Raw genomic sequence first — 26,048 nt, forward strand, 5'->3', positions numbered from 1 at the left:
TTCGAAGCGTCCCTGCTAGGGAGCCTCGATGCACGCGTCGCCGCCCAATCCCGCCACCGTGCCGGAGCCGATCCCGGTCGACCTGCTGCTGCGTGCCTACCGCGCCGGGGTGTTCCCGATGGCGGATCACCGCGAGGACGACGAGGTTTTCTGGGTCGAGCCGCGCGAACGCGCGGTGATCCCGCTGGACGGCTTCCATGCCTCGAAGAGCCTGCGCAAGCTGATCCGCCGCGAGCATTTCGCGGTCACGGTCGATGGCGATTTCGATGCGGTGATCGATGCCTGCGCCCAGCCGCGCGAGGAGCATGCCGAAAGCTGGATCAGCCTGCGGATCGAAGCGAGCTACCGCGCGCTGCACCGCGCCGGCCACGCGCATTCGGTCGAATGCCGGCTGGACGGCGAGCTGGTCGGCGGGCTCTATGGGGTGGCGTTCGACCGGGTGTTCTGCGGCGAGAGCATGTTCAGCCGCGCGGACAACGCCAGCAAGGTGGCGCTCGCCTGGCTGGTCGCCTGCATGAAAGCGGCGGGCTACCGGCTGCTCGACTGCCAGTTCATGACCGGCCATCTCGCTTCGCTGGGCGCGGTGGCCATGCCGCAGGCGCGCTATCTGCAACTGGTTGCCGGGGCGCGCGGGGCGCCCGAGCGGACGCTGCCGCAAGCGTGGCAGGCCTTCGCTCAGCCTGCGGGCGCGGGTTCGGCTTCGGACTCCCCGGCCTCGCCCGGGAATTCCATCGTGCAATCCTTGACCCAGACATCGTAGATCGGGTGCTCGACCACATTGACGCTGGGCGCGTTCTCGAACAGCCAGCCCGAAAATATCCGGCGGAAATTATCCTGCGAGCCGCGTTCGAGCACCAGCACCTGGACGAAGGCCCCGACCTCCTGCGGCAATTCCCACGGCGCGGTGCGCTCGCAGGTCTGAAGCCGCACGATCACATCGCCGACGCGGCGCGATTCGCCGGGCGACATTTCCAGGTCCTGCGACAGATTGTTGCGCTTGTTGAGCAGGCCGATCGTCGCCACCCGCTCGGCCAGCGGGGTACCGAGCTGCGCTTCGTCGGCGGCATCGGACGGAGGCGTGGCGGAATCGCGCAAACCTTCGGGAATGGTGGTGGCGACCGGATCGGGCTCGGGCGGTTCCTCGGTGCAGCCCGCCAGCAGCAGGGCCGGCCCGAGCAGCACCGGAAGCAGCGCGGATAGGCGCGTCATGCGATCAGGCGTCCGGCGACCAGGCTTCGTAATCGCCGGTCGCGCGCGCCCGCTTGCCGCCACGCTCCAGCGCGCCTGCCGGGCGATAGGCCGCGGCGGTGCCGGTGGCGTTGGGCGAATATTCGGTTTCCCAGATCTTGGGCGGCGGGAGATGGCTCTCGGGCACATCGTCGAACGAGCCGTGGAGCCAGCCGTGCCACTCGCTGGGCACGCGGCTGGCGTCGTTGGCGCCGTTGTAGATCACCCAGCGCCGCTCGCGGCCATCGCCGTGCTTGTGCTTGCCGCGGTAATAGACATTGCCCTGCCCGTCGGTGCCCACTTTCATGCCCTTGCGCGCAGTGTGCAGCGAGGTGCCGATGGTGGCGCCGTTCCACCAGGTGAAGATTTTCGCGAGGATGCCCATGGGCCGCGCGGTTAGCCGATTTGACCGGAGTCGCCAAGCATATCGTCGCCAAGCATATCTGCGATCACCACTCGACCAGATCGCCCTGCTCGATGCCGAGTTCCTCGGCGCGGCCGCCGCGCAGTTCGAGCACGCCGCTGGTGATCCCGGTCGAATAGAGCGAATCGAGCGAATAGGGCGTGGTCATCGGATGGATATTGAGGATCCGGCCATCCTCGCCGATGTAGATGATGTCGAGCGGCAGCGGGGTGTTCTTCATCCAGAAGCTGCGCACCTGCGGCGGATCGGAGGGGAAGATCATCCCTTCCTGATCGCCCAGCTCGGTGCGGAACATCAGCCCGCGCTGCTGCGCTTCGGGCGATGCCGCCAGCTCGACGTCGAAGCGATGGACGCTGGCGCCGCTGGTCACCGTGAGCGGAATCACCTGAAGCCCCGAGACCGGGTGGACGCTCGCGGTGGGTGCGGCGCTCGGCGTCGCTTCGGCCGAAGGCTGCGGCGAACAGGCGGCGAGCAGACCCAACAGGAGCGGGGCGACGATGAATTTCATGACTGGGAATCCTCCCGGGCCTCTGCGACCCATTGCGCGAGCTCGTCCGGGGTGGCTGCGTCGAGCACCCGGCGGGCATGGTCGAAATCATGGCCCGCGCGGACCATCGCCGCAAGCTGCTTTTCGCGCTGGCGGTGCGCTTCTTCGCCCGCCAGCGCCTTGTGCAGACCGAACGGGCCGAAGCGCCGCTTGCGCGCCAGCGCCAGCGCCGCAGCGCGCCGCTCGGCCTCCTCGGGAGCGACATCCGCGCGCACTTCCTCGGCGATGCCCGCCTGCATCAATTGCTGCGACACCCGCCGCGCGCCATAGCCACGCCGCAACAGATCGGCGCTGCGCATCCGCGCATAGCCGGCATCGTCGACATAGCCATGCGCGGCGAACCGTTCGATCAGCGCCTCGAGATCGGGCCGCGGCGGCGCGTCCTCGTTCCCGTCTTCCATCTCGTCGCCGACCCAGCCGCGCTCGCGCAGCTTGCGCTGGAGATAGGTCCGCAGCTTGCCCGCGGTGGTCGCGAAACGCGCGACATAGGCCAGCGCCAGCTCCTCCAGCCGCGCGGGATCGAGCGGTCTGGGCGGGCGCCGCTTGGTCTTCTGGGGACGATCGGCATGGTCCATTTGCCATAATGGTGCCACACTCGTTATCGAATGGGAAAGTTTATCGCGGCGCGCCGAACGACGCCGCGTTGCCGGGGGTTCACGAGGGAATGCCGCAAGGCCCTGACTTTTCACGGATATCATAGTGCTTATGAGTGACGACGCATTGACGCCGACGCCGAACACCTGCGACTTGCCGCGCCGCCGGTCGGACTTCGCCACCTTCAATGAGGCGATCGACTACGCTGCGCGCAGCAAAAAGGGCCTCAATTTTCACGATATGCGCGGGACGCTGATCCACGCCTATCCCTTCTCCGAAATGCGCGCGGATGCGCTCGAGGCGGCACGCCGGTTGGTGGCGATGGGGATCGGCAAGGACGACCGCGTCGCGCTGATCGCGGAGACGGGGCCCGAGTTCGCCGCGCTGTTCTGCGGCTGCGTCTACGCCGGGGCCTGGCCGGTTCCGCTGCCGCTGCCGACCACCTTCGGGGGCAAGGAAAGCTATATCGACCAGCTCGCGGTGCAGCTGGAGAGCAGCGACCCCACGATCCTGCTCTACCCCGGCGAGATCGGCGCGATGGCCAAGGCCGGCGCCGACCGGCAGGGCTGCATGGGCGAGAGCTGGGACGAATTCGCCGCCCGCCCCGCGCCCGAATGCGACCTGCCCGAGGCGCAGCCGGACGACATCTGCTATCTGCAGTATTCCTCGGGCTCGACCCGCTTCCCCACCGGCGTGGCGGTGACGCACCGCGCGCTGCTGCACAATCTGCGCGGCCATGCGACCTCGATGCAGGCCCAGGGCAGCGACCGGGTGGTCAGCTGGCTGCCGTGGTATCACGACATGGGTCTGGTCGGGTGTTTCCTGTCGCTGATCTCCAACCAGATGTCGGTCGATTATCTCAAGACCGAGCATTTCGCGCGCCGCCCGCTCGCCTGGCTCGATCTGATCAGCCGCAATCCGGGCACCACGCTGAGCTATTCCCCGACCTTCGGCTACGACATCTGCGCGCGGCGCATCTCGAGCCAGAGCCCGGTCGAGGAGCGCTTCGACCTGTCGCGCTGGCGGATCGCGGGCAATGGGGCGGACATGATCCGCCCCGACGTGATGCAGAGCTTCGTCAACGCCTTCGCCAAGGCCGGGTTCAAGGCCTCCGCCTTCACCCCGAGCTACGGGCTGGCGGAATCCACGTTGGCGGTGACGGTCATGCCGCCTGGCGAAGGGATCCGCGTCGAGCTGGTCGAGGAAGAGCGGCTCTCGGGCCGCCCGCGCGATATCCGCCGACCCGCGCGCTACCGCGCCATCGTCAATTGCGGCAAGCCAATCGCCGGGATGGAGGTCGAGATCCGCGGCGAGGACGATTTGCCGCGCACCGACCACCAGATCGGCAAGGTCTGGTGCCGCGGCGAAAGCGTGATGCACTCCTATTTCCGCAATCCCGAAGCGACCCAGGAATGCCTCGTCCCAAGCGATGATGGCAAGGGCGCCTGGCTCGACACCGGCGACATGGGCTATATGGCCGATGGTTATCTGTTCATCGTCGGCCGCGCCAAGGACATGATCATCATCAACGGCAAGAACCACTGGCCGCAGGATATCGAATGGGCGGTCGAGCAATTGCCCGGCTTCAACCACGGCGACATCGCCGCCTTCGCCGTCGAGACCGACAATGGCGAGGAAACCGCGGCGGTGCTGGTCCATTGCCGCATCTCCGACCCCGAGGAGCGGATCAAGCTGCGCGACCAGATCGCCGACAAGGTTCGCGGCGTCACCGGCATGAACTGCGTGGTCGAACTGGTCCCGCCGCGCACGCTGCCGCGCACCAGCTCGGGCAAGCTCAGCCGCGCCAAGGCCAAGAAGCTCTACCTCGCGGGCGAGATTCAGCCGCTCGAGCTCGCCGCCTGAGGGCGCTTGCCCGTTACTCCCCGGCGTCGGTGGCCCAGCGCGCCTGCATGACCGGTCCGCCGATCACCAATTGCGGCTCGACCCCCGCTTCGGCGAGGATCTCGGCGGCGATCTCGCGGGTCTCCGGGCTGCCGCCATCGAGCGCCAGCGGCAATCCCAGCCGCTGCGCCGCCCAGGCGACCAGCTCGAGGTTCGCGAGGCCATCGGGAGTGAGCTCGCCCTCGGCGAAGGGGATCGTCGGGAGCGGGATCGGAGGCGGGATGAGTTCCACCCTCCACTCCGGATAGTCCTCCGCAACCCGCTGCTCGATCGAGCGGTAGGTGGCCAGCCCGGCGGCTTCGAGCCTTCCGGCGCGGACGACGGCGCGCCGGTTCTCCCGGTCGACGACCACCGAACGGTCATCCGCACCGGCAAGCAGCGCGAGGCTTTTTCCCAGTTCGCGCGCCGCCACGACATCGTCGCGTCTCTCGCGGGCCCGGGCAGCGGCGATTTCCGCGGTTTCCGCCTCGAGCTCGGTTCCCACGAGGAACTGCGTCAGATCGAGCAAGACCGGCTTGCCCAGCAGCACCGAAAGCGATTCCTCGCTCTGGCGTTCGGCGACGCTGCTCGTCTCGGGCGTCAGCACGGTCGCCTCCACCGTGATGGGGTCGGAATCGAGGTCGAAATCGATCTGCGAGATACGGACATCGGACTCGAAGCTTGCGACCAGCGTCGCGCGGATCTGCCGCGCTGCATTGGTTTCCCACACGATCTGCCGCAGCGAGAAGAACAGCGGAGTCGCCAGCGCGACGAAGATCACCACGATCATCACCGTCTGCCAATTGGTCTGGCGTTCCGAGAGCGTGTGGCTGAAGCCGTAGAGCCGCGCCATCAGCGTGGCCACCAGCGCGATGGTCATCAGATTGGTGACGTAGAGCAGGCTGGCACCCCAGAAGACGGTCCAGTTCGCCGTCGCCAGCCCGAACCCGACCGCCGCGAGCGGCGGCATCAGCGCGGTAGCGATGGCGACGCCGACGATGGTGCCCTCGCGCCCGCGGATCATGGCATAGGAGCCCGCGAGCGCCGAAAAAACCGCCACCCCGAGATCGAACAGATTGGGCTGGGTCCGCGAGGCGATCTCGGGGGTGATGGTCTGCAGCGGCGAGACGAACACGATCAGCGCGGTCAGGCCGATCCCCAGCGCGGTCCCGGCGACCAATGCGCGGACCGATCCCGCCAGCCAGCCGTAGTCGCCGATGGCGAGAGCGAAGCCCGCGCCGATGATCGGCCCGATCAGCGGAGCGATGAGCATGGCGCCGATCACCACCGCCGGCGAGGACAGCAGCATGCCCAGAATGGCGATGCCCGCCGACATGGCGAGCATGAACAGGAAGCGCGGCGAGGTATAGGCTTCCTCGCGCCGCGCGGCGATCACCGCGGGTTGATCCACGGTCTCGACCACCTGGATACGCCACCAGCGCCGGAACACCTCGAGCGAATAGGCCAGCGAGACGCCGAAATCCTCGTTCTCGTCGAAGCGGTGAGCGGCGCGCGAGCCGCCGTCGGATCTGGTCCCCGACCCCATCTGATCGGGCTTATCGTCAGCGCTTTTCGCTGCCGCCTGACCTGTCGTCGCTTCGCCTGTCACTGTGCTCCCCTGCGCATCCGGCTGCCAGCCCTTGCCTTAAGCGGCGCAGGGGGCAAGGGAAAGCGGACTTGGAAAGGTCGGGAACGACCCGGGCGCAAGCCGTTCTATTTGCATAACACACTGCGCGATGCCATATTGCCGCGAACAGGAACGAGGGACACCAGATGACCGACGAGTTGAAATCCCAACCCGCCCCACAGGCCGCCCCGCAAGCAGCAGGGCAGGCAGCGACGGCGACCGCGCCCGAACCCGCATTCGACCTCACCCCGCCCGATCCGGTCCCGCGCGTCGCGGCCGAGAAGGCTGCGGGCCTCGTGCCGGTCTCCGAGGAGAACAAGAGCAAGCTGCAGGCCAAGGTCGACGGCTTCGTCGACGATCTGGTCTCGGTCGATGCCAATTCGCCCGAATTCGGCAAGAAGGTCGATCAGCTGACCAACATGGGGCGCAAGGAAATCGCCGCGGCGGCGGGCATGTCCAACCGCTTCCTCGATCGCCCGGTCCGCGCGATGGACAAGGACGAGGGCGTGGGCACCGATCTCGCCGAATTGCGCCGCGTGGTCGAGGATCTCGATCCCGGCAAGCGCGGCAAGCTGACCGGCACGCGCAAGATCCTCGGGATCATCCCCTTCGGCAACAAGCTCAACAACTACTTCCGCAGCTATCAGAGCGCGCAGACGCACATCCAGTCGATCCTCACCAATCTCGCCAGCGGCAAGGACGAGCTGCTGATGGACAATGCCGCGATCGACGTTGAACGCCAGAAGCTGTGGGAGGCGATGGGCAACCTCGAGCAGATGATCCACATCTCCAAGACGCTCGACACCAGGCTGGAGGAAAAGGCCGCCGAGCTCGACGCGACCGATCCGGCCAAAGCCAAGGCGATCCGCGAGACTGCGCTGTTCTATGTCCGCCAGCGCACGCAGGACCTGCTCACCCAGATGGCGGTCAGCGTGCAAGGCTATCTCGCACTCGATCTGGTCAAGAAGAACAATGTCGAACTGGTCAAGGGCGTCGACCGCGCCAGCACCACCACCGTGGGCGCGCTGCGCACCGCGGTGACGGTGGCCGAGGCGATGACCAATCAGCGGCTGGTGCTGGGCCAGATCACTGCGCTCAACCAGACCACTGCGGGGATCATCGATTCCACCAGCGCCATGCTGCGCGACCAGACCGGCAAGATCCACGAACAGGCCGCCGCCAGCACCATCCCGCTCGAGACGCTCCAGCGCGCCTTCCAGAACATCTACGACACTATGGACGAGGTCGACCAGTTCAAGCTGCGCGCGCTCGATTCGATGAAACAGACGGTCAACGTCCTGTCGGACGAGATGGAGAAGTCGAAGGGCTACATCGCCCGCGCCGAGGGCCAGGCACAGGCACAGAGGCAGGTTTCGGAATCGAGCCTCCTGAGCATCGAAGATTGAAGGCGGTATTGAGCGCGGGAGAGACGGTTTGAGCGATCTGACCCACAACAGCGACCGGTTGATCGAGGAAGGCCGGGCCTTGCGCGACGACAACCGCTCGGGCGGGCGCCATCGGCGCGCGGTCTCGATCGGCAAAGGCTCGGCGGCGGCCAAGCAGAAGCACTGGATCACCAAGATCCGCAACATCGTGATCGCGCTGTTCACGATCTGGGTCGCGACCGGCATCGCCGGGGCCATGTTCAGCGGGATCGGCTTCTGGGGCGTGATGGCCGTCCTGTTGGCCAGCATCGTGGCGGTGGCGGTATTTTCCAGCTTCCCGAAAATGAAGACGCCCAAGCGTTCGGACATCAACAAGGGCGATGTCCAGCAGATGGTCAGCCGCACCGAATTGTGGCTCGAGGCGCAGCGCCCCGCGCTGCCGCCGCCCGCGGTGACGCTGGTCGACCAGATCGGGGTTCAGCTCGACGGGCTCGGCCTGCAGCTCGACGGGCTCGACCAGCAGCACCCCAAGGCGCGCGAGATCCGCGCGCTGGTGGGCGAGCAATTGCCCGAGATGATCGACAGCTATCGCCGCATCCCCGCGCAATTGCGCCGCGAGACGCGGATGGGCGGGACCCCGGACGAGCAATTGACCGACAGCCTCGGCAAGATCAGCGGCGAGATCGATTCGATCACCCGCCAGCTGGCCGAGGGTTCGCTCGACGATCTGGCGATCAGGCACCGCTTTCTCGACTACAAATTCGGCGAAGGCACCGCGCCCGCTCCCGAACTCGAGCACAAACCCGACCTCACGACCAAACCGACCGGAGCCAATTGATGCGCGTTCCCATCGCCCACGACCTCCCGCGCGAGGAAGTGCGCCGCCGCCTGCGCGAACGCAGCCCCGAGATCGCCAGCTTCGTTCCCGGCGGGATCGCGGACGTCACCACCGCCTGGCCCGACGAGGACCATATGACGCTGGCCGTGCGCGCGATGGGTCAGGGCATCGACGGGCAGGTCATCATCGAGGATCACCAGGTGGTGTTCGAGGTCAATCTGCCGCTAGCGCTGTCCTTCGTCGAACCGATGGTGGCGGGCGCGATCCGCGACAAGGGCCAGAAACTGCTCGCCAAGAAATAGCCGCGCACCGTCTTTGCGCCCCCTTTTTGCGAGAATAGCCCCAAATTTATCGGAACCGATCGGGACCCTAGGCGCTCTAGCCCGTTGCACGCCGCAGGCGTGCGATCTCGGGTCCCTTGGCATTGACGTCGTCCGGTTCCCCTGTTCTTGGGGAAGCACTGCCATGCAATCGAATCGCGAAACGAAACGCTCCGGCGACTCCACGCTTCGCCGTGTCTTGAAACGCGAGACGCGCGCTGCGCACGACCGGCTCGATTCGGCGATGGGCGACTGGCCGGTGGGCTCGGTCGAGGGCTACGCGCTGTTCCTCCAGACCCAGTACCGCTCACGCGAACCGATCGAGCGCTGGATCGCCCAGACCCTTCCCGCCGACGAAGCGCCGCCCGCACAGGCGCCACTGATCGCGCACGATCTTGCCGAACTCGGGGTTGCGCTGCCGGCGACCGATGATTTCGCGCTGCCCGAAACCGCCGACCCGATCGGCCTGGTCTGGGCGCTGGCGGGTTCATCGCTTGGCAACCGCGCCATGCTACACCACCGCAGGACGATCGGCGCGACCGGGCCGGAGCATTTCCTGTCCGACACCGCCATGACCGAATTCTTCACCCGGCTGCGCGCGCGCATCGAACGCCCCGCTTCCGACGAGCTCGCGAGCCGCGCCGTGGCCGGAGCGCAAGCCGTCTTCGCGGCCTTCATCGCCGCCCTGCCCGATCAGACCCGGAACGCCGATACATGAACGAACCACGCCGCCCCGTCGACCGGACCAATTGCGATCGCGAGCCGATTCACCGGCTCGGCATGATCCAGGATTTCGGCGCGCTGCTGGCGCTGACGGGCGACTGGATGGTGGCGCACCGTTCGGCCAATTTCGCCGCGCTGCTGGCGCTCGAGGCGCTGCCCGAGCCCGGCGACCCGGTGGGAACGCTGTTCGGCGCGAACGCCATCGCGCAGCTCTCCAAGGCGGTCTCGCTGCTGGTCGGGCCCGACGATGTCGAGCGGCTGTTCGATATCGATCTCACTGGCGACGGCCGGTCCTACGACTGCGCGCTGCACACCAGCGGCGGTCTGACCATCATCGAGATCGAGCCGCATTCGGGCGATCACATCGACCGCCAGCTGCGGCTGGTCCAGCCGATCCTGCGCCAGCTCGAGAAGGCCGGGGATCTGGTCGCTCTGTGCCAGACCGCCGCCGAACAGCTGCGCGGCCTGCTCGAATTCGACCGGGTGATGGTCTACCGCTTCCGCTCGGACGAGAGCGGCGAAGTCATCGCCGAATCGGTCGCCGAGGGCACCGACAGCTTTCTCGGGCTCAATTACCCGCGCACCGACATCCCGCAGCAGGCGCGCGAACTCTACATCCGCAACCGCTTCCGCATCATCAGCGACGTCCGCGCCGCGCCGGTTCCGATCGAGCCGGGAGTGGCCGAGGACGGCGAGCCGATCGACCTGTCGCTGAGCACGCTGCGCTCGGTCTCGCCGGTGCATATCGAATATCTCACCAACATGGGGGTCGAGGCCTCGCTCTCGATCTCGATCGTGGTCGGGGGCAAGTTGTGGGGGCTGTTCGCCTGCCATCACTACGCCCCGCGGGTGCTGCCCTACACTTTGCGCACCGGTGCCGAGCTGTTCTCCGAACTGTTCTCGCTCGCGGTCGAACGCACGCTGGGTCGCCGGCAGACCGAGCTGGTCGCTCTGGGCCGCGAGTTGCACGACCGGCTGATGCGCGCCGTGGTGGGCGGGCAGTCGGTGATCGAGGCGCTCCCCACGCTGCGCCCGATCATCCAGCGCTCGCTGCCGCACAACGGCATCAGCGCCTATGTCGAGGGGCACTACCAGGCGATCGGTTCGGCACCGACCGAGGAGGAGTTCCACGCGCTCAGGCCGCAGCTCAACGCCGCCGCGCCGAGCACCGTGATCGCCAGCCAGCGATTGTCGGAGCGCTTCGACCAGGCACAGGCCTTCGCCGACCGCGCGGCGGGCGCGCTGATCATCCCGGTCTCGCGCAGTCCGCGTGACTATGTGGTGCTGTGGCGCAAGGAATTGCAGCAGACCGTAAACTGGGCGGGCAATCCGGAAAAGCCCGTCGAAGCCGGTCCGGACGGGGACCGGCTCTCGCCGCGGCGCAGCTTCGCCAGCTGGAAGCAGACCGTCAGCGGCCGCAGCGCCGCCTGGACCGAGGGCGAATTGCGGCTGGCCGAAAATCTGCGCGTCACTCTGATCGAGGTGATCCTGCGGCTGACCGACGAGGTTGCCGCCGAGCGCGCCAAGGCGCAGCAGCAGCAGGAGCTGCTGATAGCCGAGCTCAACCACCGGGTTCGCAACATCCTCAATCTGATCCGCGGGCTGATCAACCAGTCGCGCCACGATGCGGTGTCGATCGACGAATTCGCCGGTCTGGTCGGGGGGCGGATCAACGCTCTCGCCGCGGCGCATGACAACATCACCCGCCAGAACTGGTCGCCCGCCTCGCTGCGCGAGCTGATCGAGACCGAGGCGGAAGCCTATGTCAGCGGCAAGATGGACCGCGTGCGGATCGCCGGCGACGACGCGATGGTCGCGCCCGAGGCCTACACCGTGCTGGCGCTGGTGATCCACGAGATGATGACCAATTCGGCCAAATACGGCTCGCTCTGCGATCGCAGCGGCTCGCTCGAGATCGAGGTCGATTGCGACGACAGCGGGATGACGCTGCGCTGGAAGGAGCGCGGCGGCCCGCCGGTCAAGCCGCCCGAGCGCCGCGGCTTCGGCAGCACGATCATCGAGAAGTCGATTCCCTTCGAACTCAACGGCCGCGCGCAGCTCGACTACCGGCTGAGCGGGGTCGAGGCGGAGTTTTGGGTGCCCGGGCGCTTCGTCACCTGCCGCGAGCCCGACGACCAGCCCGCCCCGGCCCGCGCCGCGGGCGCCAGGCTGCGCGACAAGGGCGGCGACACGCTCGCATCGGCGATCGGTTCGATGCTGCTGGTCGAGGACAGCATGATCATCGCGCTCGACACCGAGGAAAGCCTGCGCGAACTCGGGGTTGAGACGGTCACGGTACAGAGCTCGGTGGGCGCGGCGCTCGACGCGATCGAGAAGACCCGCTTCGATCTGGCCTTGCTCGACTACAATCTCGGTACCGAATCGAGCGAACCGGTGGCCGAGCGGCTCAAGGCGCTGGGCGTGCCCTTCTGGCTGGCGACGGGCTATGGCGAAATGGCGGACAAGCTCGAGGAGATGGGCGCCTCGGGGCTGCTGGTAAAACCCTATGGCCGCGAGGAGCTGGCGCGGATCCTGACCGAGTTCGAAGCGCGGGGCTAGAGGACTATGCCCTTGGATTGACTTGACCTGCTCCTCCCCCTTGAGGGGGAGGCCGGGTGGGGGTGTACGGCGCCACTGGCCCGGACGCGCGCCTGCGGCGCGCTCCCCCACCCCCGCCCCCTCCCCGAGGGGAGGGGAGATTCACCCTCACGTCATCCCGATCTAGACCGCTCCGACCACCAGGCAGCGCTGGCTGGCGGCGAAATCCACCGCGCCCAGCGAAGGTGCCACCGCGCTCTCGCCCGGACCGACGGGGACGCCGCTCACCGCGACCCAGCCTTCGAGCGGGAGCACTTGGCGCGCCCCCCGGTGCACCGCCATCAAGCCGTCGCCCGGCCTGCCGACCAGCTGGTCGACACGGAAATGCGGGCCCTCGACCAGGCAGGCGCTCGCGGCCGGATCGATCCGGCGCTGCAGATTGCGGCGATAGACCTCGCCCGACGCCACCGCGAGCGCCTGGTCGAGATGCAGGTCGCGCGGGCGCCCGTAATCGAACAGGCGGTAGGTGATGTCGGTGTTCTGCTGCACCTCGATCAGCGATATGCCTGCGCCGATCGCATGGACCGTGCCCGCGGGCAGGTAGAAGAAATCCCCCGGCGCGGCCTCGTGCCAGACCAGCCGCTCCGCGATCGAACCGTCGAGCGCCGCCGTGCGCATCTCCTCGCGCGAAACCTGCCGGTCGAAGCCGATCGCCAGCCGCGCGCCCGGCTCGGCATCGACCACCAGCCAACATTCGTCCTTGCCCGGCAGGCCTGCGCCCGCCTCGCCTGCGCGCGGGTGGACCTGCACCGACAGCCTGGCGCTGGTGAAGAGGTATTTGATCAGGATGTCGGGCAGCATCGCTCCGGGCTCGAACCAGATTTCACCCACCGGCTCTCTCTCGACCCGTGCGAAGGGCGCGGGAAGCTGCGTGCGGCCCCAGACCTTGGCGACGCTGCGCGTGGCAAGCCGCGGTCCGGGCCTGTCGGCATCGCGGTTCATTTGCCGCTCGCTCCCGTCAACCTGCCGACTGCCTGCGCCCCCGCGCGCGTGGTCACCAGCACCTCGTCGCCATCGACCACGATCACCACATCCTCGAGCCCGATCGCCGAGACCCGCGGCCCGTCGCTTTCGACCAGGACGTTGCGGCAATCGACCAGATCGGCGCGGCCGGTGGCGGAATTGCCCGCAGCATCGCGCGCGCGCGCGGCCAGCACCGCATCCCAGCTGCCGATGTCGGACCAGCCCATGTCGGCGGAGACCACTGCGGCGCGATCGGTGTTCTCCATCACCGCGTAATCGATCGATTCTCCGGCGATCGCGGCAAAGGGGGCGGGCGCCGGATGGCATTGCCAGCCCCGGTGTTCGCCTTGCGCCATTGCTGCGGCGACACTGGCCGCCAGCGCCGGGCGGTGGCGCGCGAGTTCCTCGAGATAGCGCCCGGCCTGCATGCAGAAGATGCCGCCGTTCCAGACATGATCGCCGCTCGCCAGAAAGGCCTCGGCGGTGGCGCGGTCGGGCTTCTCGACGAAGCGGTCGACCCGGTGACCGCCCGCCAGCGCCTCGCCGATCCGGATGTAGCCATAGCCGGTCGCAGGCTCGGTCGGAGCGATCCCGAAGGCGGTCAGCCAGCCTTCGCGGGCGAGATGCGCGGCGCGTTCGGTCCCGGCCAGGAACGCCGCCTCGTCGGCAATGTGGTGATCGCTGGGGCAGACCAGCATGATGTCGTCGGGTGCCAGCGCATGCGCCGCCAGCGCGATGGCAGGCGCGGTGTTGCGCGGTTCCGGTTCGACCATCAAACGCGCGCCGGCACTCGTCTCCGCCTGCTCCTCGATCGCGGCGACATGCGCCGCCCCCGCCACGATCAGCGGCGGCGCAAAGCGGGCCGGATCGCACACCCGGTCGAGGCTGCGCTGGAACAGCGTCCGTCCACCGAGCAGATCGAGGAAGGGCTTTGGCCGCGCCGCCCGGCTGCGCGGCCACAGCCGCGTGCCGCTGCCCCCGCACAATATGACCGGATGAATTGCTGACATGCCCCGCCTCTAGCGCCCTTCCTGCGAACTGCGCCAGTGCCTAGCACCGGATGATAAAGCCCGCTTTAACGCGCGAACCAGTCCTGCCGCCAGCCATAGGTGGCGGGCACCGGATTGCCCTGTTCGTCGGTGGCGGGGCGGAAGACGAAGCGCTCGAGCGCCAGCCGGCAGACGATCGCATCGGCTTCCGGGTCGGGGCTTGGCCGCACGATACGGCAATCGCGCGCGCGGCCATCGGTGCCCACAGTCATCGCCACGGTCACCGAATTGCCGAACCGCGCCTGCCGCCCGCCCTCGGGGATCGGGAAGTCCCGAGCCGCATTGATGTCGCCGGCTATCTTGACCGGCCGCGTCGCGACGATCCCGCCGCGGCCCTGCCCGCCGCGCCCGCTGCCGGTCCCCTGACCGCTGCCTGCCGCACCCGTACCCTCGCCCGCCTGCTGCGCGCCCGAACTGGGAGCGGTGCCGGTAGAGGTGGCGCGCGGCATTGGCGGATCCTCGCGCAGGCGGATTTCGGGGATTGGCGCGGCGATCGGCGCCGGAACGGCATCGCGCCCCGGATCGCCCTGCTCGCCCTCGTCGGGCTCGGGTTCGGCCTCGGGCGGCGGCGGCGGCGGGGGTGTTTCCTCGGGCGTGGTCACAGTGACCGAGAAAGCAGCGACCACGGAGTTTTCGACCCTCTGCACCGCGCCGGGGGCGAGCGCGCGGATCAGCCCGTAGAATAGCGCGACATGGATCAGAGCGACGACTGCGAGAATGACCGGGCGCGGCTTGCGTCCGGTCGAAAAGGATTGGCTGGCCGAAGGCATATCATGAGCAAACCAATGACTCTCGCTTCCGGTTCCTTTTTCGAGGTCACAAGAATCCCTGGGCGACAGAACGGAAAAGGCGACGTCACCCTAAGGTGACGTCGCCTATTTTCATCCGCCCGAGTGCAGAACGGATGGTTCGGGTTAGTAGCCGATGATCAGCGAGATGCTGCCGGCACGCGGGGCCCCGAGCTGGGCAAAGGGAACGCCGTCCAGCGAGCCACCGAAGCTGCCGACATAGAACTCGTCGAAGAGGTTCGACACGTTGATCTGGATCGCGGCTTCACGACCGGGCAGATATTCGCCCATCACGAAACGCGCATCGAGATCGACGAGAGTGTAACCGGAGATCACATCGGTGTTCAGATCGTTCACGAAACGCTCTCCGGTGTGCTTCACCTGAGCGCCAAGTTCGACCGGGCCAAGTGCGATCTGACCGCGGGCACCGACCGTGAACTCGGGAGTGCCGCTCTCGCGATTGCCCGAGGTGTCAAGGATACCGTCTTCGCCCTCGACATCGTCCTTGATCTCCGACTCGTTGAGCGAGCCGAAAACATAGAGCAGCGTGTTCGAGGTCGGGCTCCATGCGATCGAGGCATCGAGTCCGTACTTGTCGACGCGGCCGAGATTACGGAAGACAGTCTCGTCCAGGATGGGGTCGTATGCCGATGCCAGACGATTGTCGTAGCGCGTATACCAGCCGGCCAGCTGCGCAGTGAACTGGCCCAGACGATAGCGCACGCCGAGATCGAAGCTGTCCGTGGTTTCGGGAACCGGCTCCGCTTCCCGGATATCGGCCACGAACAAGGAGTCGTACAGCGGATCGGTGCCGGGCACCGAAAGTCCCTTTGCGTAGTTGGCGAACAGCGACGCTGCACCCAGATCATACGTCAAACCAATGTTGGGCAGAATGTCGTCGTAATTGTATTCACGCGACTGCGGCAGCGCCGCATTGGGATTTGCTGCTTCGTAGGCAGTGCCGTCCTGATTGCCGATGCAATCGACGAAGCCCGATGCCGACGTCGTGTAGCAGTTCTGGTTCAGTTCACGGCTGAAGAAAGGAACGCGAAGGCCCGCCACCGTTGTCAGATCGCCGAACTCACCGCGATATTCGCCGGAAACCTGATGGAGGATCGCATAGGACAGACGATCCCGCTTGTTCAGGGCGTACCCATCGGATGTCTCGAGCGGATCATTGACCGGGAATACATCGTAGGGCTCGCCATTGGGAAACAGGAACGTCGTCTGGCCGGTCTGGCGGTGACGCGCACGATCCCAGGTATAGGCGACACGGAAGCGGTTGGTGTCGTTGAGTTCGTAGATGAGGTTGGCGACCACTCCATAGCGATTCGTTATGGTCTGACTGGGGTCGAGACCCGCGACGCGATCGAGCAGATCGCCGTCATTGTTGAGGTCCCGTCCGTAGTAGTAGCCGCCACCAAGGAATCCGGTGTAATCAACGCCGCCGATCGTTCTGAAACCTTCGCGGAGATCTTCCACACCACCGCCATTGGCTTTGACATACTGATAGCTGGGATCGATGGTGAGTGTCAGCTTGTCGTTCAGAGTGAACAGCGACGCGCCGCGGATGTTGCCCGTGTTGGACGGGTTGTACCGGCGGTCGAACTCGACGCCGCAATTTCCGCTGCTGCTGCTGTCGGACCACGTGTCGGCCAGACCGGGCGTGCCAGCACCGAAAGCCCCGCCGACCTGCGTCGCGGGAATTTGGCACGGATAGTTGATCTCGTAGAAACGACCATCCTTGTCCCCGGCGTCCACTGCTTCCTGGATAGCGAGGATCGGGAAAGAACCGAAGAAGTTGTTGCGGTTCTCATTGTAGTGGCCCGCCACCGAGATAAAATCGCCATTGGCGAGTTCCTGGTAGATACGGCCGTTATACTGCTGCTTTTCGACTTTGCCGTAATTGTTAAACGGATTGTCGTATTTGGTAATGGAGGCCGAAGCGAAAGCTTTCGTTCCCTTCCCGGTGAGATCACCGGTGTCGATCATTCCGAATGCGCGGGTATAAGGACGGTCGCCTGCGCCGTCAGCGAGGATGTTGCCGTAGCTCGCATTGGCAATGACGCCGAATTCGTCGCTAGGCTCACGGGTGCGCAGAGCGATGGTGCCGCCTGTTGCCGATGCGGTCGGGCTGTCGACGTCCGTGACGCCGAGGTTCACACTGATTTCTTCCAGAATCTCGGGATCGATCTGCTGGTTCGTGTAGAGCGCGTAATTGCCGGAATCGTTGAGAGGCAGGCCGTCGATTGTCTGCGAAACGCGGTCGGAGCCGAAGCCGCGGATGGTGAAGCCACCGCCCCCCGAACCCCAGGGATCGTTGTTCTGGAAGCTTACGCCCGGCACCAGGTTGATAATGTCATTTACGGTCTGACCGGGGCGCTGGCGGCGAATGATTTCCTCGCCGAGTACCTGCGTTGCCTTGGTTGTGTTGGGAAGCTCGATCCCGCCGACGCCCTGTTCGCGCGCACCGGAAACGATGATGACATTGTCTTCCTCAAAATCGACCGACCCGGTGGATTGGGCGTGTGCCGCGGAGCTCATGAAGCCGGCGGAGAGGCTGACTACAGAAGCCGCCAGGAGATATTTGATCTTCATCGAGATGGACCTTCTACTCGAGAATGGGACTGGGGAACGAAATTCGCGTCCCGCCGTTAGCGGGCTCGCCGCTCCCAAGCGACTCTTATGTGACATGATAAAGACACGCGCCGTGGGTTTATGCTGCAAGAGCGAAAGGCCGCAAAAACGGACGGTATTTCAGTGCGTTGAAAGTGTGCCCGACGGGACACACCGCGGGAACTTTCGGCGGTGTTGCACCGCAGCCACAATGGCCCGAGCGCGAATCCCCTCAGGCGAGATTGATCTCGCGCAGCCGCTGCATCAGGAAATCATGGCTCGAGATCGGCTCGGGGTGCGCCTCGGGTGCGGTGGGATTGATGCAGGAGGGAAGCGTCTCGATCACGTAGTCGGGGCGGAAATGCAGGAAGAAGGGCATCGAATAGCGCGCGCGGTAGGCGGCCTCGCCGGTCGGGTTGACCACGCGGTGGGTGGTCGAGCGCAGCTTCCCGTTGGTCAGCCGGTCGAGCATGTCGCCGATATTGACCACCAGCGCGCCCTCGGGGGGATCGATCGCCAGCCATTCGCCGGAGGTGGTGAGCAATTCGAGCCCGGCTTCCTCGGCGCCCAGCAGCAGCGTGATCGTGTTGATGTCGCCATGCGCCGCGGCGCGAATCGCGCCCTCGGCGCCCTCGCCCTCGAGCGGCGGGTAGCGCAGCAGCCGCATCACCGAATTGCCGTCCTCGACGGTGGGCGCGAAAAAGCCGCGCGGCAGGCCGAGATGGAGCGCGATCGCCTCGAGCACGCGCGCGCCGGCCTCCTCGAAGGCGGCGTAGAGCTCGGTAAAGGTCGCGCGGAAGCCATCAACTTCGCCAGGCCAGATGTTGGGCGCCATGAACTCGCTCAGTTCATGCCCCTCGGGCAGTTCGCGACCGACGTGCCAGAACTCCTTGAGATCCTGCACTTCGGCGCCCTTGGCCTTTTCGGTGCCGAAGGGGGTGTAGCCGCGCGCACCACCGCCGCCGGGGATGTGGTAGGCGCGCTTGTCCTCGTCGGGCAGCGCGAAGAAGGCCTTGGACATTTCCTCCGCGCGATCGATCAGCGCCTGCGGGATGCCGTGATCGCGGATCACCGCGAAGCCGTATTCCTCGAAGCTCTGCCCCAGTTCCTGCGCCACTTCCTCGAGCGGGCGGGCAATCGAAACACTGGCGATGTCGGACATGGCACAAACCCTATCAATACGGCAGGAACAGCCCCGCCAGCGCCGCGCTCATCAGATTGGCGAGCGAACCGGCGGCCAGCGCACGCAGGCCGAGCCGCGCAATAACGGGGCGCTGGTTGGGCGCAAGCCCCCCGGTGACCGCCATCTGGATCGCGATCGAACTGAAATTGGCAAAGCCGCACAGCGCGAAGATGACGATGGCGCGGCTGCGGTCGGAGATGGTGCCGACATCGAGCGCACCCAGTTCGATGAAGGCGACGAATTCGTTGAGCACGATCTTGGTGCCGAACAATCCGCCGGCGATCCCGGCATCCTCCCACGGAATGCCGATCAGGAACATGACCGGAGCAAACAGCGCGCCCAGCACCATCTGGAACGAGAGCGCGGGATAGCCGAACAGTCCGCCGGCCCAGCCGAGCAGGCCGTTGGCGAGCGCCACCAGCGCGACGAAGGCGAGCACCATCGCGCCGACCGCGACCGCCAGCTTGACCCCGGTCTGCGCGCCCTGGGCCGCCGCCTCGATGATGTTGGCGGGCTTGTGACCTTCCTCGAAGGTCTCGGCGATCTCGACCTCGTGCGCCTTGCCGCCTTCGACCAGCGCGGCTGGACCATCGGCGCTGATGCGGTTTTCGGGGAGGTCGAGGCGCCCCTCCGCCTCGGGCGAGGGCTCGTCCTCGTCGGGCATGATGATCTTGGCCATCAGGATCCCGCCCGGTGCCGACATGAAGGCGCCGGCCAGCAGGAAGGGGAGGTATTCATTGCCCAGCAGCCCGGCATAGGCGGCGAGGATGGTCCCTGCGACGCCCGCCATGCCCACGGTCATCAGCGTGAAGAGCCGCGAGGGCGACAGCGCGGCGAGATAGGGGCGCACCACCAGCGGGCTCTCCGACTGGCCGACGAAGATATTGGCGGCGGCGCCAAGCGATTCGACCTTGGAAATCCCCGTCACCCAGCCGATCGCGCCGCCGACCCAGCGCACCACCCGCTGCATCACGCCGAGATGGTAGAGGATCGAGACCAGCGCGGCGAAGAAGATGATCACCGGCAGCGCGCCCAGCGCAAAGGTGTTGGCGAGCGGGTTGGTCTCGTTGGGCCCGAACAGGAACTGCGTGCCTTGGTCGGCATAGGAGAGCAGCGCCGCCACTCCGTTGGACATCGCCTGGATCACCGCGCGCCCGCCGCTGGTGGCCAGCACCAGAAAGGCCATCAGCGCCTGCAGCGCGAAGGCTGCGGCGACCACCCGCAGCCGGATGCGGCGCTTGCCCACCGACAGCAGGAAGGCGATCGCGAGGATCACCACGATACCGATAAGACTGGCAACGATGGGCGGCATGCGGAGCCTTCCGGTAAGGGCAATTGCGGATGAAATCGCGCGCTGTCTTGCGTGCATGGCCCCATTAGTCAATTTCGAGCCTGCTTTAACCGACCGATCTTCCACCCATTCCGCGAACGGGACCCGACCAGATGACCCAAGCTGCCGATACGACCCGCATCGCCGGAGCAGGGTCGATCCCCCGATCGCTGTTCGTGTTCGCTCTGCTCTATGGCGGAATGACCGTGCTGGCGGGCTTCCTTGCAGCCAAGCAGGTGCGACTCTGGCCGACCGAACTGGCCGTCGAGGCGGGGATCTTCGCCTTCCTGGTGCTTGTGGTCCTGTCGAGTGCGACGGCGCAGCTGCACGGAGCGAAAGTCGCGAACCGGCTGGTTATGTGGGGATTCCTGCCGCTGGCGGTGTCGATCATGCTGATCCTGCTGGTGCTGCAACTGCCCGCCGATCCCGCGATGTGGCCCGAAGGGCTGGCCGCGTTCCAGCTGATCCATGCGACCACGCCGCGGATCATGGCGGCGGGCCCCGTCGCCTACGCCGTCTCGCTGCTGCTCAACATCTGGCTGTTCTCGCGCCTGCGCGGCACGGGCGGTTCCGGCGGCGGAGTCAGCCTCATGATCCGGGGTGCGATCGCCTCGGCGCTGAGCCAGGCGCTTGATTCGGTGATCTTCATCACGCTCGCATTCGGCGGCGAACGCGATATCGTGCCGCTGATCATCGGTCAGGCGATCGCCAAGGTCGTGCTCAGCATGGTGCTGGTGCCGTTCCTGATCGTGGGCGCGGTGGCGCTGGCGAAGCGGCTGGACCGCAGCGAGGGCTGACCGCGCCTAGGGCCGCTCGATGCCCTCGACCACGCGCTCATCCAGTCGGTCGCCGTGGAGCACCGAGACGTCGCCGGTCGTCTCCAGTACCACCGCGCGGACCTTGCCCATCTCGAGCGCGTTGGATTCGCGCAGCTTGGCGAGAACGTCGCTCTTGGCCACGCGCGAAACCTCGAGCGCCTCTTCGATGAATTCGCCGTCGTACATCAGAAACATCGGTCCGTTCTGGATGGCGGCCTCGATGCGATCGGAACTGCGCCGCAGCCTTGCCAGCAGGAACTGCAGGAAGATCAGCGCCGCCATCGCCAGCAGCGCCTGGAAGAAGCCGGTCCAAGCCGTCGCCTGGACCAGCCCCGCGAGCAGGGACCCGGTCGCGAGGGTGATCACGAAGTCGAAATTGGTCATCTTCGAGAGCGTGCGCAGCCCGACGATGCGGATCAGCACCACCACCCAGGCCACGCCGATGGTTGACAGCACCAGCGCTCGGCTCGCTATATCCAGTATGATGTCGTCGAAAAACATGGTCTCGCCCCCTCTTCTGTTCGCCTGACAGCTTAATCCACGAGGCGTCAAAGCTATCCGCGCGTGGGCGCGATCAGGCCGAGCAGCTCGCCCCGCCGAGCACGCAGAAGCGCGCGCAATGCGGGTGGTTGAGCGCGACCTCGCCCGAGGCCTCGGCGAGACTGTCACCGAGATCGAAATCGCGGTGGTATGGGATCAGCGTGCAGGCCGCGACGCGCGGGGCAGCCTCGCCCTTGCGGTGGACCACCATCCGGCTGGTCGCGCACATCACCTCGGCTGGCGATTTGCCGAGGATCGACCAGCACCCGGTGGTGATCTCGGCGATATCCGCTGCCTCGTCCATTTCAGGAAACAGCACCAGCCGTGCGGGGTCCAGCGCATCGACCGCGATGCCTTCGCGTGCGAACAGCGCGGCGTAATGAGCGCGGGCCTCCCGCTCGTCCTCGCCCGGCACCAGCCGCCCCGCGACCGCGACCGCAAAGCGATTGTCCGAGAGCCAGCGCAGTCCCTGCATCGCCGGGCCCCAGCTGCGCGGCCCCCGCTCGCCTTCGTGCACCGCCTGCGTGTGATGATCGAGGCTGATCCGCAGCACCAGCTTGGCGCCGTATCGCGCGCGCAGGGCGAGCAGCGCCGCTTCGTGCCGCCGCATCGGCTTCATCGCGTTGGACAGCACCAGCGCAGCGAAGCCCCGCGCCAGCGCATCCTCGAGCAGCGGCAGGAAGTCGGGGTTCATGAAGGGCTCGCCCCCGGTAAAGCCGATCTCGCGCGTACCCAGCGCTTCCGCCTCGTCGAGGAAGGGCAGCGCCGCCGCGCGGGTCAGATAGACCAGCGCATCGTTTGTCGGGCTGCTCTCGATATAGCAGCTCGCGCAGGCGAGATTGCACAGCGTGCCGGTGTTGAGCCACAGTGTCTCCAGGCGGGTCAGCGGCACGCTGGCGCGGGGTTCGCCCTGAGCGGTCCAGTTCGGATCGGCGAATTTCGCCACCGGCAGCGCGGGGGCCTCGACCTGGAAGGGCGAAGGGCCGCTGGGCGCGTTGCGGGTCGCAACCCGGCTCACGCCATCCGCCGCCGCAGCTTCGCCAGCGTGCCCGCCCATTTTTTGGGCCATTCGCCGAACACGGTGGGTTCCCAGGCGGCGAAGCTCGCGGCCTTGGAAATCTCGCTGCGCGTCGGATAGGCGATCACCGCCGAGCCGAGCGCAAAAGTGCTGCTCTTACCGGTGATCGACTGGCTGAAGGGCAGCAGCATTTCGCCCGCATGCTTGCCGACGATGCTCGCGCCCAGCACCTTCTTGCCCTTGAGCACCAGCTTGAGCTGGCCAAGGGTGTCGCCATCGGCGATCGCGCGTTCGTTGTCGTCGAAGCGCTCGACCACCACGCTCACCGCGTCGCCATGCTTCGCGCGCGCCGCCTTCTCGGTCAGCCCGACCTGCGCCACCTCGGGGTCGGTATAGGTGCACCATGGCAGCGCCGACCAGTTCACCTTGGTGGGCAGGCCCAGCGTGATCTCGAGCGCGACGTTCGAGCCTTCGTAGCCCGAGACATGCGTCAGCCGCGGCCCGTCGCGGCAATCGCCGATGGCGTAGATGTGCTTGAGCGAGGTGCGCCGCCGCTCGTCGACCACGATCCCCTTGGGGCCGATCTCGACCCCGATCTCCTCCAGCCCGAACCCCTTGGCGTTGGCCTCGCGCCCGGTCGCGATCAGCAGGTGCGACCCCTCGATCGCCTCGCCACCTGACACATGCAGCCGGATGCCCTCGCCCTGCGGCTCGACCTTGCTTGCCTTGCCAGCGACGAAGCGCACGCCCTCGCCCTCCATCGCCTTGCGGACGATCGCGACATGGTCGGCGTCGTCGCGCGCGAGCAGCGGCCCGGGCTCTACCAGCGTGACCGCGCTCCCCAAACGGCGGAAGGCCTGCGCCATCTCCATCCCGATCGCGCCGCCGCCGACCACCACCAGATGCTCGGGCTGCTGCGTCAGGTCGAACAGCGTCTCGTTGGTAAGATAGGGCACAGCGGCCAGCCCATCGATCGGCGGGAGCGCGGGGCGCGATCCGGTGGCGATCACGATCCGCGGCGCCGACAGCGTGCGCTTTCCGACCCTGATCGTGTGCTTGCCCGTCACTTTCGCCCAGTCGCGGAAGACCTCGCAGCCCATCTCCTCGAAGCGGCTCTGCGAATCATGCGGGGCGATCTTCGCGATCGCGTCGTGGATATGCGCATGGACCCCGCGCCAGTCGACCCGCGGCTTGGCCAGCAGGACACCGTGGCGCAGGGGCGTGCGCGCTTCCTGCGCGCGCTTGGCGGCGGCGATCAGCGCCTTGGACGGCACGCAGCCGTCGTTGAGGCATTCGCCGCCCATTTCGCGCGCCTCGATCAGCGCGACCTCGAGCCCGAACAGGGCGCAGCCGCCCGCCGCGGTGAGCCCGGCAGCGCCGCCGCCGATCACGATAACATCATGGGTGAAGTTCATGGCTTGCCCCCTAGCCGATTATGCTGACAAAGCGAGCCCGAAGCCCCCCTTCACGACGGCAGGACCCGCACGCCCGATGAATCTCCAGAACTCGCAGGATTACTACGGCAAGGTGCTCGCCAGCTCCGCCGATCTGAGGACCGATGCCTGCTGCACCGCGGAGGCGCCGCCGACTGCGGTGCTCGCCGCGCTGCGCAACGTCCACGAGGACGTCCGCGCGCGCTATTACGGCTGCGGCCTGGTTGCGCCGCAGGCGATCGCGGGCTGTCACGTGCTCGATCTGGGCTCGGGCAGCGGGCAGGACGCCTATGTGCTCGCGCAGATGGTCGGCGAGCAAGGCTCGGTCACCGGGATCGACGCCACGCCTGAGCAGCTTGATGTCGCCCGCTGCCACGAGGACTGGCACCGCGAGCGCTTTGGCTATGCGCAGGCCAACACCCGCTTTCTCAAGGGCGATATCGAGAAGCTGCTGGAGCTCGGCTTGCCCGAGGGACATTTCGACGTCATCGTCTCCAATTGCGTGATCAATCTGGTCGCCGACAAGCGCGCGGTGTTCGACGCCGCCTGGCGCCTGCTCAAGCCTGGCGGCGAGCTCTATTTCTCCGATGTCTACGCCGAACGCCGCGTGCCCGATGATCTGCGCGACGACCCGGTGCTGCACGGAGAATGCCTGTCGGGTGCGCTCTACTGGGGCGATTTCGTCGCGCTGGCGAAGGCCGCGGGGTTCCGCGATCCGCGGCTGGTGACCAGCCGCCCGCTAGGGATCGAGGATCCCGCGCTGCAGGACAAGCTGGCCGGGATCGCGTTCCATTCGGCGACCTACCGATTGTTCAAGCTCGAGGGGCTGGAAAGCCAGTGCGAGGATTACGGTCAGGTGGTGCGCTACAAGGGGACCGTCCCGGGGCAGGAGCGCATGTTCGAACTCGACGGCCACCACAATATCGAGGCGGGGCGCATCTTCCCGATCTGCGGCAACAGCTGGATGATGCTCGCCGACACCCGCTTTGCCGGGCATTTCGACTTCATCGGCGATTTCTCGACGCATTACGGGGTCTTCCCCGATTGCGGCGTGGCGGTGCCCTTCGGCGCGGCCGGCAGCGATCCCCGCCCCGCTGCGCCCTGCTGCTGAGCGCGCGGCGATGAAGATCCTCGTCACCGGCGCCGCCGGTCTGCTCGGCGGCGAGCTGTGCCGGCTGCTGGTGGCGGGCGGGCATGGCGTCACCGCGCTGGTCCACACCAATCGCGAAATCCGCGCCAACGACGCGTCGCCTGTGCCGGTTGCCGGTACGCTGCCGGGCGATGTCGCGCTGCCACGCTTCGGTTGGGACGCGGCGCAGTTTGCGCAGGTCGCGGCCGCGCACGAGCTGCTGATCCATTGCGCCGCGACGGTGCGCTTCGATCTCGAGGAGGCCGACTACCGCGCCGTCAATGTCGAGGGCACGCGCCACGCGCTGGCATTGGCCGAGGCCGGCAGCATGGCCTATCTCCACATCGGCACCGCCTATGTCTGCGGCACCCGCGACGGCGTGGTGCGCGAGGACGATCCGCTGCCCGAGGGCGGTTTCGCCAACGGCTACGAGGCGAGCAAGGCGGCGGGCGAGCGGCTGGTGCGGGCAAGCGGCTTGCGCTGGGCGGTCGCGCGCCCCTCGATCGTCCTGGGGGACAGCACCAGCGGCGTGGTCCGCCAGTTCGACACCACCTACGCGGCCTTCAAGCTGATCGCCGAGGGCCGCGTGCGCGCCATGCCCGCGACCCAGGGCGCAACGCTCGATTTCGTGCCGATCGATCATGTCGCGCATGGCGTGATCGCAATCGCCGAACGCATGGCGCAGGCCGCGGGCGGCACCTACCACCTCGTCTCGGGCCAGCCGCTCCCCGTCGAGCGCTTCGCCGAAGCGATCGGCTCCTATCCGCATTTCCACCAGCCCGCGCTGGTGCCGCCCGAGCAGTTCGACCCCGCCGCGCTCGCCCCGCTCGAACGCCGGTTGTTCCGCCGCATCGCCGGGCTCTACGCGAGCTATTTCCAGCGCGACCCGCGCTTCGACGACGCGGCTTTCCGCACCCTCACAGGTCGCGCCTGTCCGCCGACCGGCGAAGCCTACATCCGCCGCCTGATCGACCACTGCATCGAAGTGGGCTTCCTCCCGGCGGAGTGACTGCGGAT

At 66.9% G+C, this 26,048-nt stretch carries 24 protein-coding genes; 10 read left to right on the forward strand and 14 right to left on the reverse strand.

The window, feature by feature from the left end; translation table 11 throughout:
- Nucleotides 1-28: 28 nt before the first annotated feature.
- Nucleotides 29-760, forward strand: coding sequence for a leucyl/phenylalanyl-tRNA--protein transferase (aat, locus tag ACQ5J0_RS03830; RefSeq protein ID WP_462569196.1), 732 nt, complete (start codon nt 29-31; stop codon nt 758-760).
- Here the strand turns inward: aat and ACQ5J0_RS03835 are convergent.
- The 4 genes from ACQ5J0_RS03835 to ACQ5J0_RS03850 form a co-directional block, all read right to left on the reverse strand.
- Nucleotides 676-1,209: a DUF2155 domain-containing protein gene (locus ACQ5J0_RS03835; protein WP_462569197.1), complete on the reverse strand. Its 534-nt coding sequence runs from the start codon at nt 1,207-1,209 to the stop codon at nt 676-678. The two genes, aat and ACQ5J0_RS03835, sit on opposite strands and share 85 nt — an antisense overlap.
- A gap of 4 nt (nt 1,210-1,213) precedes the next feature.
- Nucleotides 1,214-1,612 carry an NADH:ubiquinone oxidoreductase subunit NDUFA12 gene (locus ACQ5J0_RS03840; protein WP_462569198.1) on the reverse strand — a complete coding sequence of 133 codons (399 nt, stop codon included), beginning with the start codon at nt 1,610-1,612 and terminating at the stop codon, nt 1,214-1,216.
- A 64-nt stretch (nt 1,613-1,676) separates the two neighbouring features.
- Nucleotides 1,677-2,159 (reverse strand): DUF192 domain-containing protein, encoded by a 483-nt coding sequence (locus ACQ5J0_RS03845; protein WP_462569199.1) that lies wholly within the window; start codon nt 2,157-2,159, stop codon nt 1,677-1,679.
- Nucleotides 2,156-2,773 carry a regulatory protein RecX gene (locus tag ACQ5J0_RS03850; RefSeq protein WP_462569200.1) on the reverse strand — a complete coding sequence of 206 codons (618 nt, stop codon included), beginning with the start codon at nt 2,771-2,773 and terminating at the stop codon, nt 2,156-2,158. Before ACQ5J0_RS03850 ends, ACQ5J0_RS03845 begins: the two co-directional genes overlap by 4 nt.
- 130 nt (nt 2,774-2,903) lie before the next feature.
- Here ACQ5J0_RS03850 and ACQ5J0_RS03855 point away from each other — a divergent pair, with 130 nt between their 5' ends.
- On the forward strand, nt 2,904-4,655 hold the full coding sequence (locus tag ACQ5J0_RS03855) for a fatty acyl-AMP ligase (protein WP_462569201.1): 1,752 nt from the start codon (nt 2,904-2,906) through the stop codon (nt 4,653-4,655).
- Nucleotides 4,656-4,668: 13 nt separating this feature from the next.
- Here ACQ5J0_RS03855 and ACQ5J0_RS03860 read toward each other — a convergent pair whose 3' ends face one another.
- Nucleotides 4,669-6,282 (reverse strand): DUF389 domain-containing protein, encoded by a 1,614-nt coding sequence (locus ACQ5J0_RS03860; RefSeq protein WP_462569202.1) that lies wholly within the window; start codon nt 6,280-6,282, stop codon nt 4,669-4,671.
- A 164-nt stretch (nt 6,283-6,446) separates the two neighbouring features.
- Between ACQ5J0_RS03860 and ACQ5J0_RS03865 the strand changes: the two genes are divergently transcribed.
- From ACQ5J0_RS03865 to ACQ5J0_RS03885, 5 genes are all read left to right on the forward strand, one after another.
- Complete coding sequence (locus ACQ5J0_RS03865) at nt 6,447-7,706, forward strand: toxic anion resistance protein (RefSeq protein ID WP_462569203.1); 1,260 nt, start codon at nt 6,447-6,449, stop codon at nt 7,704-7,706.
- 28 nt (nt 7,707-7,734) lie between these two features.
- Nucleotides 7,735-8,523 (forward strand): hypothetical protein, encoded by a 789-nt coding sequence (locus ACQ5J0_RS03870; protein ID WP_462569204.1) that lies wholly within the window; start codon nt 7,735-7,737, stop codon nt 8,521-8,523.
- The gene (locus tag ACQ5J0_RS03875; protein ID WP_462569205.1) at nt 8,523-8,825 is read left to right on the forward strand and encodes a polyhydroxyalkanoic acid system family protein; all 303 of its coding nucleotides are present in this window, start codon (nt 8,523-8,525) and stop codon (nt 8,823-8,825) included. Before ACQ5J0_RS03870 ends, ACQ5J0_RS03875 begins: the two co-directional genes overlap by 1 nt.
- Before the next feature lie 217 nt (nt 8,826-9,042).
- The gene (locus ACQ5J0_RS03880; RefSeq protein ID WP_462569206.1) at nt 9,043-9,561 is read left to right on the forward strand and encodes a biliverdin-producing heme oxygenase; all 519 of its coding nucleotides are present in this window, start codon (nt 9,043-9,045) and stop codon (nt 9,559-9,561) included.
- Nucleotides 9,558-12,125, forward strand: coding sequence for an HWE histidine kinase domain-containing protein (locus tag ACQ5J0_RS03885; RefSeq protein WP_462569207.1), 2,568 nt, complete (start codon nt 9,558-9,560; stop codon nt 12,123-12,125). The genes ACQ5J0_RS03880 and ACQ5J0_RS03885 overlap by 4 nt, the downstream gene beginning before the upstream one ends.
- Nucleotides 12,126-12,287: 162 nt before the next feature.
- On the opposite strand, the gene ACQ5J0_RS03890 is transcribed toward ACQ5J0_RS03885, so the two are convergent.
- The 6 genes from ACQ5J0_RS03890 to ACQ5J0_RS03915 form a co-directional block, all read right to left on the reverse strand.
- Nucleotides 12,288-13,106: a class I mannose-6-phosphate isomerase gene (locus tag ACQ5J0_RS03890; RefSeq protein WP_462569208.1), complete on the reverse strand. Its 819-nt coding sequence runs from the start codon at nt 13,104-13,106 to the stop codon at nt 12,288-12,290.
- Nucleotides 13,103-14,137, reverse strand: a complete 1,035-nt coding sequence (locus ACQ5J0_RS03895; protein WP_462569209.1) for a mannose-1-phosphate guanylyltransferase — start codon at nt 14,135-14,137, stop codon at nt 13,103-13,105. The genes ACQ5J0_RS03890 and ACQ5J0_RS03895 overlap by 4 nt, the downstream gene beginning before the upstream one ends.
- A 65-nt stretch (nt 14,138-14,202) precedes the next feature.
- Complete coding sequence (locus tag ACQ5J0_RS03900; RefSeq protein ID WP_462569210.1) at nt 14,203-14,946, reverse strand: energy transducer TonB; 744 nt, start codon at nt 14,944-14,946, stop codon at nt 14,203-14,205.
- 144 nt (nt 14,947-15,090) lie between these two features.
- The gene (locus ACQ5J0_RS03905; protein WP_462569211.1) at nt 15,091-17,562 is read right to left on the reverse strand and encodes a TonB-dependent receptor; all 2,472 of its coding nucleotides are present in this window, start codon (nt 17,560-17,562) and stop codon (nt 15,091-15,093) included.
- A gap of 250 nt (nt 17,563-17,812) precedes the next feature.
- Complete coding sequence (locus ACQ5J0_RS03910) at nt 17,813-18,742, reverse strand: isopenicillin N synthase family dioxygenase (protein ID WP_462569212.1); 930 nt, start codon at nt 18,740-18,742, stop codon at nt 17,813-17,815.
- A gap of 13 nt (nt 18,743-18,755) precedes the next feature.
- Nucleotides 18,756-20,075, reverse strand: coding sequence for a NupC/NupG family nucleoside CNT transporter (locus ACQ5J0_RS03915; protein ID WP_462569213.1), 1,320 nt, complete (start codon nt 20,073-20,075; stop codon nt 18,756-18,758).
- Nucleotides 20,076-20,206: 131 nt separating this feature from the next.
- Here ACQ5J0_RS03915 and ACQ5J0_RS03920 point away from each other — a divergent pair, with 131 nt between their 5' ends.
- Nucleotides 20,207-20,890, forward strand: a complete 684-nt coding sequence (locus ACQ5J0_RS03920; protein WP_462569214.1) for a queuosine precursor transporter — start codon at nt 20,207-20,209, stop codon at nt 20,888-20,890.
- Between the two features lie 6 nt (nt 20,891-20,896).
- On the opposite strand, the gene ACQ5J0_RS03925 is transcribed toward ACQ5J0_RS03920, so the two are convergent.
- The 3 genes from ACQ5J0_RS03925 to ACQ5J0_RS03935 form a co-directional block, all read right to left on the reverse strand.
- On the reverse strand, nt 20,897-21,412 hold the full coding sequence (locus tag ACQ5J0_RS03925) for a DUF421 domain-containing protein (RefSeq protein ID WP_462569216.1): 516 nt from the start codon (nt 21,410-21,412) through the stop codon (nt 20,897-20,899).
- Between the two features lie 73 nt (nt 21,413-21,485).
- Nucleotides 21,486-22,508: a radical SAM protein gene (locus tag ACQ5J0_RS03930; RefSeq protein ID WP_462569217.1), complete on the reverse strand. Its 1,023-nt coding sequence runs from the start codon at nt 22,506-22,508 to the stop codon at nt 21,486-21,488.
- Nucleotides 22,466-23,884, reverse strand: coding sequence for a dihydrolipoyl dehydrogenase family protein (locus ACQ5J0_RS03935; protein WP_462569218.1), 1,419 nt, complete (start codon nt 23,882-23,884; stop codon nt 22,466-22,468). Before ACQ5J0_RS03935 ends, ACQ5J0_RS03930 begins: the two co-directional genes overlap by 43 nt.
- Nucleotides 23,885-23,960: 76 nt before the next feature.
- Between ACQ5J0_RS03935 and ACQ5J0_RS03940 the strand changes: the two genes are divergently transcribed.
- Both ACQ5J0_RS03940 and ACQ5J0_RS03945 read left to right on the forward strand, forming a co-directional pair.
- Nucleotides 23,961-25,013: a methyltransferase domain-containing protein gene (locus ACQ5J0_RS03940; protein ID WP_462569219.1), complete on the forward strand. Its 1,053-nt coding sequence runs from the start codon at nt 23,961-23,963 to the stop codon at nt 25,011-25,013.
- Between the two features lie 10 nt (nt 25,014-25,023).
- Nucleotides 25,024-26,040 (forward strand): SDR family oxidoreductase, encoded by a 1,017-nt coding sequence (locus tag ACQ5J0_RS03945; protein WP_462569220.1) that lies wholly within the window; start codon nt 25,024-25,026, stop codon nt 26,038-26,040.
- The last annotated feature ends 8 nt before the right edge of the window (nt 26,041-26,048 follow it).

Source organism: Qipengyuania sp. SM2512 (genome assembly GCF_054954005.1).

Excerpts from the sequence above, each read along its gene's own strand:
- ACQ5J0_RS03910 (WP_462569212.1), bottom strand. The coding sequence starts at position 18,742 with ATGTCCGACATCGCCAGTGTTTCGATTGCCCGCCCGCTCGAGGAAGTG.
- ACQ5J0_RS03875 (WP_462569205.1), top strand. The coding sequence starts at position 8,523 with ATGCGCGTTCCCATCGCCCACGACCTCCCGCGCGAGGAAGTGCGCCGC.
- ACQ5J0_RS03890 (WP_462569208.1), bottom strand. The coding sequence starts at position 13,106 with ATGAACCGCGATGCCGACAGGCCCGGACCGCGGCTTGCCACGCGCAGC.
- ACQ5J0_RS03915 (WP_462569213.1), bottom strand. The coding sequence starts at position 20,075 with ATGCCGCCCATCGTTGCCAGTCTTATCGGTATCGTGGTGATCCTCGCG.
- ACQ5J0_RS03850 (WP_462569200.1), bottom strand. The coding sequence starts at position 2,773 with ATGGACCATGCCGATCGTCCCCAGAAGACCAAGCGGCGCCCGCCCAGA.
- ACQ5J0_RS03855 (WP_462569201.1), top strand. The coding sequence starts at position 2,904 with ATGAGTGACGACGCATTGACGCCGACGCCGAACACCTGCGACTTGCCG.
- ACQ5J0_RS03840 (WP_462569198.1), bottom strand. The coding sequence starts at position 1,612 with ATGGGCATCCTCGCGAAAATCTTCACCTGGTGGAACGGCGCCACCATC.
- ACQ5J0_RS03925 (WP_462569216.1), bottom strand. The coding sequence starts at position 21,412 with ATGTTTTTCGACGACATCATACTGGATATAGCGAGCCGAGCGCTGGTG.
- ACQ5J0_RS03835 (WP_462569197.1), bottom strand. The coding sequence starts at position 1,209 with ATGACGCGCCTATCCGCGCTGCTTCCGGTGCTGCTCGGGCCGGCCCTG.
- ACQ5J0_RS03865 (WP_462569203.1), top strand. The coding sequence starts at position 6,447 with ATGACCGACGAGTTGAAATCCCAACCCGCCCCACAGGCCGCCCCGCAA.
- ACQ5J0_RS03895 (WP_462569209.1), bottom strand. The coding sequence starts at position 14,137 with ATGTCAGCAATTCATCCGGTCATATTGTGCGGGGGCAGCGGCACGCGG.
- ACQ5J0_RS03930 (WP_462569217.1), bottom strand. The coding sequence starts at position 22,508 with ATGGGCGGGCACGCTGGCGAAGCTGCGGCGGCGGATGGCGTGAGCCGG.
- aat (WP_462569196.1), top strand. The coding sequence starts at position 29 with ATGCACGCGTCGCCGCCCAATCCCGCCACCGTGCCGGAGCCGATCCCG.
- ACQ5J0_RS03935 (WP_462569218.1), bottom strand. The coding sequence starts at position 23,884 with ATGAACTTCACCCATGATGTTATCGTGATCGGCGGCGGCGCTGCCGGG.
- ACQ5J0_RS03945 (WP_462569220.1), top strand. The coding sequence starts at position 25,024 with ATGAAGATCCTCGTCACCGGCGCCGCCGGTCTGCTCGGCGGCGAGCTG.
- ACQ5J0_RS03885 (WP_462569207.1), top strand. The coding sequence starts at position 9,558 with ATGAACGAACCACGCCGCCCCGTCGACCGGACCAATTGCGATCGCGAG.
- ACQ5J0_RS03905 (WP_462569211.1), bottom strand. The coding sequence starts at position 17,562 with ATGAAGATCAAATATCTCCTGGCGGCTTCTGTAGTCAGCCTCTCCGCC.
- ACQ5J0_RS03845 (WP_462569199.1), bottom strand. The coding sequence starts at position 2,159 with ATGAAATTCATCGTCGCCCCGCTCCTGTTGGGTCTGCTCGCCGCCTGT.
- ACQ5J0_RS03920 (WP_462569214.1), top strand. The coding sequence starts at position 20,207 with ATGACCCAAGCTGCCGATACGACCCGCATCGCCGGAGCAGGGTCGATC.
- ACQ5J0_RS03940 (WP_462569219.1), top strand. The coding sequence starts at position 23,961 with ATGAATCTCCAGAACTCGCAGGATTACTACGGCAAGGTGCTCGCCAGC.
- ACQ5J0_RS03900 (WP_462569210.1), bottom strand. The coding sequence starts at position 14,946 with ATGCCTTCGGCCAGCCAATCCTTTTCGACCGGACGCAAGCCGCGCCCG.